Origin of the sequence: Blastomonas sp. UPD001 (assembly GCF_003426715.1) — a bacterium.
Lineage (GTDB): Bacteria > Pseudomonadota > Alphaproteobacteria > Sphingomonadales > Sphingomonadaceae > Blastomonas.
This window is the reverse complement of record NZ_QKVT01000001.1, coordinates 1,501,992-1,513,537: the sequence shown is the minus strand read 5'-3', so window position 1 is coordinate 1,513,537 and position 11,546 is coordinate 1,501,992. Positions and strand designations below refer to the sequence as shown.

At 65.6% G+C, this 11,546-nt stretch carries 13 protein-coding genes and 1 pseudogene; 10 read left to right on the top strand and 4 right to left on the bottom strand.

What is annotated here, in order from left to right; genetic code table 11:
* Together DM995_RS07695 and DM995_RS07690 are read right to left on the bottom strand one after the other, a co-directional pair.
* The coding region (locus DM995_RS07695) for an alcohol dehydrogenase catalytic domain-containing protein (RefSeq protein ID WP_157973279.1) at positions 1-546 on the bottom strand (546 nt) is incomplete at its 3' end.
* A gap of 59 nt (positions 547-605) precedes the next feature.
* Entirely contained in the window at positions 606-2,153 is a 1,548-nt protein-coding gene (locus DM995_RS07690; RefSeq protein WP_232824167.1) for a M20/M25/M40 family metallo-hydrolase, read from the bottom strand.
* 187 nt (positions 2,154-2,340) lie between these two features.
* On the opposite strand from DM995_RS07690, the gene DM995_RS07685 reads away from it, so the two are divergent.
* Positions 2,341-2,727, top strand: a complete 387-nt coding sequence (locus DM995_RS07685) for a hypothetical protein (protein ID WP_157973122.1) — start codon at positions 2,341-2,343, stop codon at positions 2,725-2,727.
* On the opposite strand, the gene DM995_RS07680 is transcribed toward DM995_RS07685, so the two are convergent.
* Positions 2,728-2,925 carry a hypothetical protein gene (locus DM995_RS07680; protein WP_116969048.1) on the bottom strand — a complete coding sequence of 66 codons (198 nt, stop codon included), beginning with the start codon at positions 2,923-2,925 and terminating at the stop codon, positions 2,728-2,730.
* A gap of 216 nt (positions 2,926-3,141) precedes the next feature.
* Here DM995_RS07680 and DM995_RS07675 point away from each other — a divergent pair, with 216 nt between their 5' ends.
* From DM995_RS07675 to arr, 6 genes are all read left to right on the top strand, one after another.
* On the top strand, positions 3,142-4,056 hold the full coding sequence (locus DM995_RS07675) for an SPFH domain-containing protein (protein ID WP_116969047.1): 915 nt from the start codon (positions 3,142-3,144) through the stop codon (positions 4,054-4,056).
* 8 nt (positions 4,057-4,064) lie between these two features.
* Entirely contained in the window at positions 4,065-4,265 is a 201-nt protein-coding gene (locus DM995_RS07670) for a type II toxin-antitoxin system antitoxin (protein WP_116969046.1), read from the top strand.
* A gap of 81 nt (positions 4,266-4,346) precedes the next feature.
* Complete coding sequence (locus tag DM995_RS07665) at positions 4,347-5,117, top strand: MerR family transcriptional regulator (protein WP_023839500.1); 771 nt, start codon at positions 4,347-4,349, stop codon at positions 5,115-5,117.
* 50 nt (positions 5,118-5,167) lie between these two features.
* Complete coding sequence (locus DM995_RS07660; RefSeq protein WP_198669292.1) at positions 5,168-6,115, top strand: alpha/beta hydrolase; 948 nt, start codon at positions 5,168-5,170, stop codon at positions 6,113-6,115.
* A gap of 163 nt (positions 6,116-6,278) precedes the next feature.
* A complete protein-coding gene (locus DM995_RS07655) occupies positions 6,279-6,551 on the top strand; it encodes a hypothetical protein (protein WP_116969044.1) in 273 nt (90 codons plus the stop codon).
* A gap of 205 nt (positions 6,552-6,756) precedes the next feature.
* Entirely contained in the window at positions 6,757-7,173 is a 417-nt protein-coding gene (gene arr / locus DM995_RS07650; RefSeq protein WP_116970364.1) for an NAD(+)--rifampin ADP-ribosyltransferase, read from the top strand.
* Here the strand turns inward: arr and DM995_RS07645 are convergent.
* Positions 7,170-7,763 carry a nitroreductase family protein gene (locus DM995_RS07645; protein ID WP_116969043.1) on the bottom strand — a complete coding sequence of 198 codons (594 nt, stop codon included), beginning with the start codon at positions 7,761-7,763 and terminating at the stop codon, positions 7,170-7,172. The genes arr and DM995_RS07645 overlap by 4 nt on opposite strands.
* A 153-nt stretch (positions 7,764-7,916) precedes the next feature.
* Between DM995_RS07645 and DM995_RS07640 the strand changes: the two genes are divergently transcribed.
* From DM995_RS07640 to DM995_RS21750, 3 genes and pseudogenes are all read left to right on the top strand, one after another.
* Entirely contained in the window at positions 7,917-9,500 is a 1,584-nt protein-coding gene (locus DM995_RS07640) for a peptide MFS transporter (RefSeq protein WP_116969042.1), read from the top strand.
* A 43-nt stretch (positions 9,501-9,543) separates the two neighbouring features.
* On the top strand, positions 9,544-10,962 hold the full coding sequence (locus DM995_RS07635) for an amidohydrolase (RefSeq protein WP_116969041.1): 1,419 nt from the start codon (positions 9,544-9,546) through the stop codon (positions 10,960-10,962).
* Positions 10,962-11,546: pseudogene (locus DM995_RS21750) on the top strand (amidohydrolase family protein); the annotation flags it as partial. The gene DM995_RS07635 and the pseudogene DM995_RS21750, both read left to right, overlap by 1 nt.

Genomic DNA, 11,546 nt, shown 5'->3' with positions numbered 1-11,546 from the left:
GCCGGTCAGCACCGCGCAGCCGAACAAGGCGGCGATCTCGACCGGAATGTCGCCGTCGATCTTCACCGCCGATCGCCGGTCGACCGCGGCGTGCGTGGCAAAGGCCGATGAGCCCAAATGGTGCTGCACCGGCGCGCCGTTCTCGGACAGCCGCCGCTCCCCGCCAAGCAAAGTCCCCGCGCCGTTCGCCGCCGCACCGTTGCCGCACAAATAGCCCTCGCCCGAATGGCAGCTGGGGCAGTGCCCGCACAGCGGCAGGAAGCTCAGCACCACGCGGTCGCCCGGCGCAAAATGCTGCGCAGCGATTGCGCCCGGCTCCAGCACCGTCGCCACCGCCTCATGCCCCAGCGCCATCGGCATCGGGCGCGGGCGGTCGCCGTTGATGACCGAAAGGTCGCTATGGCACAGCCCTGCGGCCTCGATCTTGACCAGCATCTCGTCCGGCCCCGGCGGCGCGAGATCGACCTCGGCCAGGCGCAGCGGACGGGTGGTCGCATAGGGGCCCTTGTGGCCGATGCGGTCGAGAATGGTCGCGGTGATCTTCATGTATCCGTCATGCCGCCTCGCCCGCGCGCCCGCAAGCGCCGCGCCGTTCGCTCGCCCGCCTAGCGAACAGACGCGAGCTGATACATGATCTCGGCATAGCCCAGGGTCGCCTCGGTAATCCCGGCGACCTTGGGATTGGTCGATTCCACCACATAATATTCGTCCGGGGCGTGCGCGCCGCTGCCATGGCCGATGCCGAAATGACCTGCGGGGATGCTGACCGGCGGCGCGGTGAACACAGCGCCCGGCCAGGAGCCGGCGAGCCGCGGGTTGAGGTTCGCCTTCACGCCGAGCTTCGCGTACGCGGCCAGCTCCGCCTTGATCAGCCGGCTGTCCTCCGCGACCTCGGTCGGGTCATAGCCGCCCGAGACATTGGCCTCGATATCGGTAAAGCCACGGCTGTCGAGATGCGCGCGCAGCTTCGCTTCGGCCTCGGCACGGGTCTGGTTGGGGACGAGACGGAAGTCCATCTTGGCGACTGCGCGGCCGGGCAGCACGGTCTTGCCGCCGGGGCCGGTATAGCCCGCGACCAGACCCTCGATATTCGCGGTCGGCTCCTGCGCGAGGCGCACCAGCGCCTGTTCGAACGGCAGGTCGTCGATCCAGTGGGTGAGCCCGAACGCCTGCTTCATCTGCGCCTCGTTCATACCCTTCGCGGCTTCTGCGATCAGCGCCTTTTCGCGGTCGGTGAGCGGGCGGACATTGTCGCTCCACCCGCCGATCGCGACATTGTTCCCATCGGGCGTGACCAGCGTCTGCAGCGCCTGGACCAGCCGCCAGGCGGGCGAATCGACCATCGCCTTGTAGCTCGAATGGATGTCGCCCTTCGGCCCCCTGCCCCATTTCTCGCCGCTCGCGACCAGTTCGAGCTCGATCACGCCCTTGGAGCCCAAATTGACCTGCACCTCGCCATTTGCGCCCTGCCAGCTCGCGGGAATGAAGATGCCCTCGCATTTCTTGAGCGCTGCGAGCACATCGGGGCGGGTCGCGATCTGCTTGAAATGAGGCGATCCGATCTCCTCCTCACCCTCGCACAGCAGCACGAGGTTGACCGGCGGCTTGACCCCCGCCTTCTTCATCGCGTGCAGCGTGGCGAGCAGCGTCGCTTCGGGGCCTTTCTGATTGACCGCGCCGCGCCCCATGATCGCCTTGCCCCAGCCGGGCTTGTCGACGATCCGCGCCTCGAGCGGCGGCGAGGACCATTCCGCCGGATCGAACTGCTTGACGTCGTACATGAAATAGATGCCGAGCGTGCGCTTCGCGCCATTGTCCATGACGCCGAACACCCCCGGATGGCCGTCCGAAGGCACGGTGGTGACGCCGGTAAAGCCGGCGGATCTGGCGAGGTCCGCCATATAGGCCGCGCCTTCGGCCATGTTCAGGTTCTCCGCCGCGATCGAGGGCAGCCTGATCCAGTCCTGGATGCGCCTGATGTCGGCGTCGCGGTTGCTTTCCGCCGCCTTGCGGATGCGCGCCATCTCGCTGTCCGCCGCTGCCAGCGCCGCCCCACCCCCGGCGGTCAAGGCCATGCCGGAGCCGAGCAGCGCCGCAGAGCGCAGCATCGTGCGGCGGCTGGGGGTAGCGGTTTCGGAATCGATAATGGACATGGTTCTCGGCCTCGCAGCAGCATGGAAATCGGCGGCAGGCTGAACCAGCGCCGCCAAAGTTGCAATGCGTAACACGATGTAAACCGAATCGACCTAAACGCCTGAATTCGCTTGACCTTGATCTGAGGTTCTACAACGGGTCGCCCGCTTCATGAGCATGCAGAATTTTGCCCAACAGCATGGTGAATTGCTGGCCCAGGCCGATGCGATCCTGGGTGCCGTCACCGTCGGAACAGCAGCGGCGCTGCGCGAATTGCCAGGGTTGCGGCTCGGCTTCTCACGGCTGGTGAACAGCCATTGCAGCGTCGAGATCCGGATGGTCAACACGCGGGCAGCGGAGATGGACAAGGATCCCGAAAAGGCGAAGCTGCTGCGCCGCTTTCATGATGAACTGCTGATGTGGCGTGGCGATCTTATGGATTGCAACGCAAACTGGCCGCAACGACGCGTGGCGGTAGATCGCGCGGGATTTCTCTCGACGTTCCGAGGTCTCAACGACCGGTTGAAGGCGCGCGTGCGTTGGGAAGAGCAGGTCTTCTACCCCGCGATATTCGGCCTGCCCGCGCGGCGTTGATCACTCGACCCAGGCGGTCCGGCTACGCGTGACGTGGAACAGCGGCTGCATGGGCTGCGCGGCGACATCGGAGAGCGGAATGGCGGTGGCGCAGGTTGCGCACTCGGCGCTCATCCGGCCGACATGCCAGTGCTTGCCGCCACAGCCGGGGCAATGGTTGACATCGCCGGCATGATAGAGCGCATAGTGCATCGTCATGGCTTCACGTCCTTCATCGGTCCCATGCCTTACGCACGGGCGGCAAAACGGTTTCCTTCCACGACAAACCGTTCACCGCATATCTATCCCCACCGTCCCCACGCGCTGTGACGGCCAGCATGACTTTCCTGAACGCTCCACAACGAAAGCGGCTTGCGCCGCATAACATTTGATATAATGATGATATCATGATTATCGAATCGGAGGGCGTTTCAGATGCAGCAGAATTCCTCTTTTGACGGCACCCCGGGCAGCGGCGCGATGGTCGCGAGCACCGAAAGCGCGGCCAGCACATTCAACGGCTATATCTTCCTGCTCCTGTTGCTGATTTCCATGCTGCTGCCGGTGCTGGGCGTGAGCATGCTCAAGGACGGAGACATGCGGGGCCTGGTGCTGGCCATTGCCAGCGGCATCGCCTTCCTGTTCATCATCAGCGGCTTCTACATGCTCAACCCGAACGAGGCGGCGGCGATCCAGCTGTTCGGCAGCTACAAGGGCACCGATCGCAACACCGGACTGCGCTGGCGCTGGCCGTGGCTCAGCCGCAAGAAGATTTCGGTGCGCGTGCACAATGTCACCTCGGAAAAGGTCAAGGTGAACGACCTGCGCGGCAACCCGGTCGAGATCGCGACCAACGTCGTCTGGCGCGTGGCGGACACCGCCAAGGCGCTGTTCGATGTCGAGAACTATCAGGAATTCGTCGATATCCAGATCGAGAGCGCGGTCCGCGTCATCGGTGCGCGCTATCCCTATGACGAGTTCAACGCCGACGAGGTGACGCTGCGCGGCGATGCCGACGAGGTGAGCCACGAGCTGGAAAAGCAGCTGCAGGAGCGCGTCGGCACGGCGGGCGTGCAGATCGACGAATGCCGCCTGACGCACCTCGCCTATGCGCCCGAGATCGCGCAGTCGATGCTGCGCCGCCAGCAGGCCGAAGCGGTGATCGCCGCGCGCTCGCGACTGGTCGAGGGTGCGGTGACCATGGTCGAGCATGCCCTTGCCATGCTGAGCGAGAAGAATGTCGTGCACCTCGACGACGAGCGCAAGGCGGCGATGGTCTCCAACCTGATGGTGGTGCTGTGCGGCGAGCGCGACACCCAGCCGGTGGTCAATGCCGGGTCACTCTATTGACCTGAGACATGCCCAATCCGCCGCCCAAGAAATCCTTCGCGCTGCGCCTCGATCCGTCGCTCCATGCGGCGATCGAGCGCGCAGCCGCGCAGGAATTGCGCAGCGTGAATGCCGAGATCGAGATCCTGCTGCGCGAGGCGCTCAGCCGGCGCGGCATCCGGCTCGCGCCGCCGGAGCAGCGCCCCCGGGGGCGTCCGCCGAAGGAATGACGGCAGGCCGCAGCATCGCCGCTTGACCCTGACGCAGCGTCATCCCGCATAAGGCCGGTATCGGCGATTCGGGAGGCACCCATGCGAACGGTGAAACAGGTGGCCAAGGCTTCGGGCGTCAGTGTCCGCGCGCTGCACCATTACGACCATATCGGCCTGTTGACGCCGGAGACCGGCGCGAACGGCTACAGGCTTTACGGGCAGGAGCACATGCTGCGCCTGCAGCAGATCTTGTTCTATCGCGAGCTGGGCGTGCCATTGGCCGAGATCGCCCGCATCCTCGACGACCCGGGTTATGATACGCGCGGCGCGCTGATCGATCTGCGCCGGCGGGTGGAAGGCGAAATCCGCCAGCGGCGCGACCTTGCGCGGACTATCGACCATACCCTGTCACTGCTCGATGCAGGCAAGGCACTGGACGAGAAGCGGCTGTTCGACGGGGTAAGCCGCGAGCAGCAGGCGGCCTGGGAGGCCGAGATCGTCGAGCGCTATGGCGAACAGGCGGCCGAAACGATCGCCCAGAGCCAGGCCGCGGTGGCGGCGTTGAGCAGCGAGGACTTTCTGGCGCTGCGGCGCGATATCGACAGGCTGCACCAGGCCTTTGTCACGCTGATCGAGGCGGGCGGCACGCCCGGCTCCCCAGCGGCACAGGCGCTGACGGCGCAGCATTACGACTGGGTGTGCCGGTCGTGGCGGCCCGATGCGCAGGCCTATGCCGCGCTGGGTCAGCTCTACTGCGATCAGGGTGATTTCCGGGACATGTATGATGGCCTGCACCCCCATCTTGCCGCTTTCCTGGCTGCGGCGATGGCGGTGTATGCCCAGGTTCGGCTGCAAGGTCCGGACCAGTGAACCGCCGGGAATTTCTGGTCGCAGCTGGCGCAATGGGAGCGATGGGGACAATGACGGAGCAAGCCAAAGCGGCACCCGCAGAAAGCGATGCGCTGGTAACGGTATCGGGCGTGGAGGTGGCCTGCCGCCTCCGCCTTGCCGATGGCGCACCCAAGGGTGCGGTGCTCATCCTGCCCGGATCGCTCTACAGCGATGTCGATGGCAACTATCCCGCGATGAACCTGCGCCCGCATGCCTATGCCGATCTGGCGCGCCAGCTGGCTGCCCGGGGTTTCGCATCGCTGCGCATGGCCAAGATCGGGCCCGGCACAGGATCGCGCGTCATCGATGCGGAAGCAGCCCAGAAGCACCGGGATTTTGCCATGCGGGTGGTGGTGGCAGAGGCAGGGCTCGATCTGCTGCAACGCTCCGTGACAGCATCGCCCCTGCTCGTCGCCGGGCATAGCGAAGGCGCGGTGGTTGCCTCGCTTCTGGCGCAAGGTCCGGCTGGCGCGCAGCTGGCTGGCGTGGTCAGCCTGTCGGGCCCGGCGCTGCGGTTGCTGACGCTGATGCGCGACCAGGTCGCCGCGATGGCCCCGCCGGGCGTTCCGCCCCAGCTGGCGATGTTCGACCGCACGGTCGCAGCAATCCGCGCGGACGAGCCGGTCCCCGCTCCGTCCAGCACGATGCTGGCGAGCATGCCGCCGCCGGCCCATGCGTATCTGCGCAGCGTCGATGCCGTGGATCCGCTGGCCGAGATCGCACAGGTAGAGCAGCCAGTGCTGATCGTGCAGGGCGGCCGCGACGATTCCGTGCCACCAGCCCATGCCGATCAGCTGCGCGCGGCTCGCGCGACGCTTCCGACCCGGATGGCCTTTTTCAAGGAGCTCACCCATTTCTACAAACAGGCGCCAAAGGACATGGCACCGATGCAGGCCATGGCGCTGGAGAGCGACAGCGACCCCGGGGTGGCCGATGCCATCGCGCGCTGGGCGCTGGCGCTGGCGCAGGCCGGGTGAAACGTCAGCCGGAAGCACCATGCCGCGCCTGGCGAGAGGATCGTTCGCAATTACCGTCAAGGCGTGCTAGGGTCGGCCTATCCGATAACCTGGATCGCCGATAACGCGTGCAACCGCGCGCGCTGCTGCCTGATCGTCTGGAAGTCCGACGAGGAGAGCATCGATGCGTTTCACCGAAAAATTCTGCCGCGAGCAGGAAAGCCTGCAGATTGCCAAGGCCGAGAGCGAACCGCTCAAGAACCGTCAAGGCATCGCGCTCGATGCAGCCAAGGCCTGGGATGCGGCGGCCAAGATCGCGCAGAAGCACGAAGCCGGGCAGCAACCGCTCGACAGACTCGACGCTGCGATCGTTCGCGAATTCGCCGAGGAAGACGCAGCCGGTGTGGTGGACGACGAACCGGCGCCTGACGAGCGCATCGCTGCCGCGCTGCGCTGACGGTCAGGCGAGGCGATTCCCTGCAGGATCCCCGGCGCTGAACCATCTCCGGTGAAGGCCGTGGCCGTCTTTCGCGCGCCTGGCCTTCACACTGAAGAATGCCTGCAAGCCTGATTTCTCGCCAGGAACTCTTTGCAAAGGCAGCTGTTTTCTCCTCTGCGCCTCGGGTCCTTTGGAAACGAGGCCGAGGGGAGGAGCGATGATCATGGGGAACCAGCCTACCGCCTTCGCAGCGACGTTCTTCCACGGCACGCGGGCCGATCTCGCGCCGGGAGACAGGATCGATATCGGCTATCGGTCCAATTTCCTCACCGACGGTGCCTTGTCCTGGGTCTATTTCACCTCCACGCTCGATGCTGCCATCTGGGGTGCCGAACTTGCGCTGGGCGAAGGACGGCAACGCATCTATCTGGTCGAACCGACCGGTCCGCATTTTGACGACCCCAATGTCACCGACAAGAAATTTCCCGGCAACCCGACCATGTCCTATCGCTCGCAGCACCCGCTGAGGGTGCTGGCCGAGGTCGTCGGCTGGGAAGGCCATCCGCCAGACATGGTGCAGGCGATGAAGGCCGGACTTGCCCGACTCGCACAGGAGGGCGGGCAGCCGATCATCGACTAGCCGGCATCCGGCACCCACGCACTCAGCACCGCACCCATCTCCGGCCGGGGCCGTTCCTCCAGCGCCTGCCCCGCAGTGCCGATGAACACGAAGCCTGCGATCTGCTCGGGCGCGGACCCGAACAAGTCGCGTACCGCATCGCTATAGCTCGGCCAGCCGGTGATCCAGCCGCCGACAAAGCCGTGCGCATGCACCGCATGGAGCAGGTTCATCACGAAGGCCCCGGCCGAAAGCTGCTGTTCCCACAGCGGAATCTTGCTCGATTCGCGGGGCGAATAGAGCACGACCAGCAGTTCGGGGGCCTGGCGGGCGAAGCTCTCCATAGCCTCGATCTCGAGCCGTCCGGCCTCGGGCTTTTCGGCGCGATAGGCGCTCGTGAGCCTTGCCGCGAACGCATCGCGCTGGTCGCTCGCCACATGCACGACGCGCCAGGGGTTCAGCTTGCCATGATCGGGCGTGCGCAGCGCGGTGGCCACGATCGCGCGCATCTGCGCGGCATCGGGGCCGGGCGCGATCATGTCGCGCGGGCGGCCCGAGCGGCGGCTGGCGAGATAGCGGGGCAGCGAGGACAGGTCGTTGAATTCGGTCACTTGGAGCTCCGGCAGCGGGGCGAAGGGCGGCAGTCTGGTATCAACTGCAACAAGGCGCTTCACACCCGCGCATTTTTGTCTAGGTTGCAGCCCACGCTATGGACGGCCAGGGGGCGGGCCGCCAACTGAAAAATCGACGGGAGACATGCGATAATGGCCAGCGGTTATGCCGTGAGCGGCGATTCCAAGGGCACATTCCTGGGCCATCCCAAGGGCCTGTATGTGCTGTTCTTCGCAGAGATGTGGGAACGCTTTTCCTATTACGGCATGCGCGCGCTGCTGATCTTCTACCTCACCAAGCACTGGCTTTTCTCGGACGAGCAATCGGGCGTCATCTACGGCGCGTATACGGCGCTGGTGTACATCACCCCGGTGCTGGGTGGTTATCTCGCCGACAAGTATCTGGGTCAGCGCAAGGCGGTGACCTATGGCGCGGTGTTGCTGACCTTCGGCCATCTGCTGATGGGTTTCGAGGGCAATGGCGGGCAGGATCCGGCCTCGCTCAGCATCTTCTGGCTGGCGCTCGCCTTCATCATCGTGGGCTCGGGCTTCCTCAAGGCGAACATCTCGGTGATCGTCGGCCAACTCTATCCGCGCACCGACGTGCGCCGCGACGGCGCGTACACGATCTTCTACATGGGCATCAATCTGGGCGCGTTTCTCGGCTCGCTCGCCTGCGGCTATCTGGGCGAGGTCTATGGCTGGTCCTATGGCTTCGGCGCGGCGGGCGTCGGCATGGCGCTGGGTCTGGTCGTGTTCATCCTGGGCAAGCCGCTGCTGTGCGGGCGCGGCGAAGCGCCCGACGCCGCTGCGCTCGCCAAGCCGGTGATGGGCCTCAAGCTCGAATGGCTGCTCTATGCCATCGGCGTGGCGGCCGTGCTCGGCATCTGGGTGCTGATCCAGTATCAGGAAGTCGTCGGCTGGCTGCTGCTCGCCTCGGGCATCTTGCTGGTCGGCTATGTCCTGCTCACCGCCGTCACCAAGCTGCCGCGCGAAGACCGCGACCGCATCTTTGCCGCGATGTTCCTGATCCTGGGCTCGGTGCTGTTCTGGGCGCTGTTCGAACAGGCCGGATCCTCGCTCAACCTCTATACCGACCGCTATGTCGATCGCGGCGGCGTGCCGGCTTCGGTCTTCCAGTCGGTCAACGCGATGTACATCGTGCTGCTCGCCCCGATCTTCGCGACCATCTGGACGCTGCTCGGCCGCAAGGGGCTCGAGCCCAGCGCACCCGCGAAGTTCGGCCTGGCGATGATCCAGCTCGGCGCGGGCTTCCTGGTGCTGGTCGCGGGCGCGGCGGCGACCGGACCCGGCGTGCCGACCCCGGTCCTGTTCATTTTCCTCATCTACCTGCTCCACACCATGGGCGAGTTGTGCCTCTCGCCGGTGGGCCTCAGCGCGATGAACCGGCTGGCGCCGGCGCATATGGCCTCGCTGATCATGGGCACCTGGTTCTTCGCCTCGGCCTCGGGCAATTTCGCGGCAGGCCTGATCGCGGCGGCGACGGGTTCGGAAAAGGCGAGCGGCGAAGGCGCAGGCCAGCAGACCGTGCTCGACGTCTATTCGCAGATCGGCTGGATCGCGATTGCCGTGGGTATCGGCGTGCTCGTCATCGCGCCGCTGATCAAGAAGCTGATGCACCTCGATACGCTCAAGGATGCCGAACCGCTGGCGGGCGAGGACGAACTCGCAGAGAACCAGGCGGCAGGCGTGCATCCGGCGACGCGCGGTGCCTGATACCAACGACAAAACCACTTCCGAACTGCGACAGGGAAAGAACATGCGATACGGGTATCTTGCGCCCCTGGCGGCCATTGCGGTCGTCGGGTGCGCCAACACGACCACGGCAGAGAAGCCTGCCAGCACGAGCAGCAGCACCGCCAAGGCCGAGAAGGTCAGCATCAACGAAAATCCCTATCCCAGCACATACAAGCCCTATCCGGGCCAGCCGACCGCGATCCGCAACGTCACCATCTTCGATGGCGAAGGCGGACAGATCGACAATGGCGTGGTGTTCTTCACCGACGGCAAGATCACCGCGGTGGGCGATGCGAATACGCCGATCCCGGCGGACATCGCGGTGATCGACGGGCGCGGCAAGTTCGTGACGCCGGGCATCATCGACATTCACAGCCATCTCGGCGACTATCCCTCGCCCGGCGTGTCGGCGCATTCGGACGGCAACGAGGCAACCAGCCCGGTCACCGCCGATGTCTGGGCCGAACACAGCGTCTGGCCGCAGGACCCGGGCTTCAGCCGCGCGCTCGCCAATGGCGGCGTCACCTCCCTTCAGATCCTGCCCGGCTCGGCGAACCTGTTCGGCGGGCGTTCGGTCACGCTCAAGAACGTGCCTGCGCGCACGATGCAGGCGATGAAATTCCCCGGCGCGCCCTATGGCCTCAAGATGGCCTGCGGCGAAAATCCCAAGCGCGTCTACGGCAGCCGCAACCAGAAGCCGGCCAGCCGCATGGGCAACCTCGCCGTCAACCGCCAGACCTGGGCACGCGCGGCCGAATACAAGGCGCGCTGGGACGAGTATGAGAAGAAGGGCGGCACCCCGCCCGCGCGCGACATCGGCATGGATACGCTGAAGGCGGCGCTGGAAGGCAAGATCCAGATCCACAACCATTGCTATCGCGCCGATGAAATGGCCATCGTCATCGATATGGCCAAGGAGTTCGGCTATACCGTCTCCACCTTCCACCACGCGGTCGAGAGCTACAAGATCGCCGACCTGCTGCGCGAGAACAATATCTGTTCCGCCGTCTGGGCCGACTGGTGGGGCTTCAAGATGGAATCGTACGACGGCATTCCGGAGAACGCCGCGATCATCCAGAACGCCAACGCCTGCACGATCATCCATTCGGACGACCAGGACCAGATCCAGCGGCTGAACCAGGAAGCCGCCAAGGCACTCGGCGACGGCCGCCGCTTGGGCTTCAACATCTCGGACGCCACCGCGATCCGCTGGCTGACCTACAACCCTGCCAAGGCGATGGGCATTGCCGATCAGACCGGCAGCCTGAAGCCAGGCAAGATGGCCGATGTCGTGCTGTGGAACGCCAATCCGCTCTCCGTCTATGCCCGGCCCGAAAAGGTCTGGGTCGATGGCGCGCTGCTCTATGATGCCAATGATCCCAAGCGCCGTCCGGTGAGCGATTTCGAGCTGGGCCAGCCGGGTGAGGGAGACACGAAATGATGAAATCCCTCCTTTCGCTGAGCGTGGCCGCTGCCGCGCTGCTCGCCTCGCCTGCGCTCGCACAGACCGTCGCCATTACCGGCGGCAAGGTCGTGATCGGTGACGGCAGCGCCCCCATCGAAGGCGGCACCGTGGTGCTGCGCGATGGCAAGGTCGTCGCCGCTGGCTCGGGCGTCGCCGTGCCCGCGGGCGCGCAGGTGGTCGATGCCTCGGGCCGCTGGGTCACCCCCGGCCTGTTCGCAGGCTTCAGCCGTCTGGGCCTGGTCGAGGTCGAGGCGGTCAACGAGACCAACGATTCGAGTGCGAGCCGCGGCGAATTCTCCGCCGCGATCGATGTCACCCCCGCGATCAATCCCAAGGTCAGTGCGGTTGCGGTCAACCGCGCCGCCGGCATCACCCGTGCGGTGGTCGCGCCGATCGCCCCTGCCGCGATCTTCGCAGGTATGGGCGCGGTGATCGATCTGGGCGACGATTACAACGCCGTCACCCGGGCCCGTGCCTTCCAGTTCGTCGAACTGGGCGAGACGGGTTCGGCCAAGGCCGGCGGCAGCCGCGCCTCGGCGTTCCTCGAATTTCGCAACGCG

Bases quoted from the DNA above. Each gene is read 5' to 3' on its own strand.
- DM995_RS07690 (WP_232824167.1), bottom strand. From the start codon at position 2,153: ATGTCCATTATCGATTCCGAAACCGCTACCCCCAGCCGCCGCACGATG.
- DM995_RS07680 (WP_116969048.1), bottom strand. From the start codon at position 2,925: ATGACGATGCACTATGCGCTCTATCATGCCGGCGATGTCAACCATTGC.
- DM995_RS07675 (WP_116969047.1), top strand. From the start codon at position 3,142: ATGCAGCAGAATTCCTCTTTTGACGGCACCCCGGGCAGCGGCGCGATG.
- DM995_RS07670 (WP_116969046.1), top strand. From the start codon at position 4,065: ATGCCCAATCCGCCGCCCAAGAAATCCTTCGCGCTGCGCCTCGATCCG.
- DM995_RS07665 (WP_023839500.1), top strand. From the start codon at position 4,347: ATGCGAACGGTGAAACAGGTGGCCAAGGCTTCGGGCGTCAGTGTCCGC.
- DM995_RS07660 (WP_198669292.1), top strand. From the start codon at position 5,168: ATGACGGAGCAAGCCAAAGCGGCACCCGCAGAAAGCGATGCGCTGGTA.
- DM995_RS07655 (WP_116969044.1), top strand. From the start codon at position 6,279: ATGCGTTTCACCGAAAAATTCTGCCGCGAGCAGGAAAGCCTGCAGATT.
- arr (WP_116970364.1), top strand. From the start codon at position 6,757: ATGGGGAACCAGCCTACCGCCTTCGCAGCGACGTTCTTCCACGGCACG.
- DM995_RS07640 (WP_116969042.1), top strand. From the start codon at position 7,917: ATGGCCAGCGGTTATGCCGTGAGCGGCGATTCCAAGGGCACATTCCTG.
- DM995_RS07635 (WP_116969041.1), top strand. From the start codon at position 9,544: ATGCGATACGGGTATCTTGCGCCCCTGGCGGCCATTGCGGTCGTCGGG.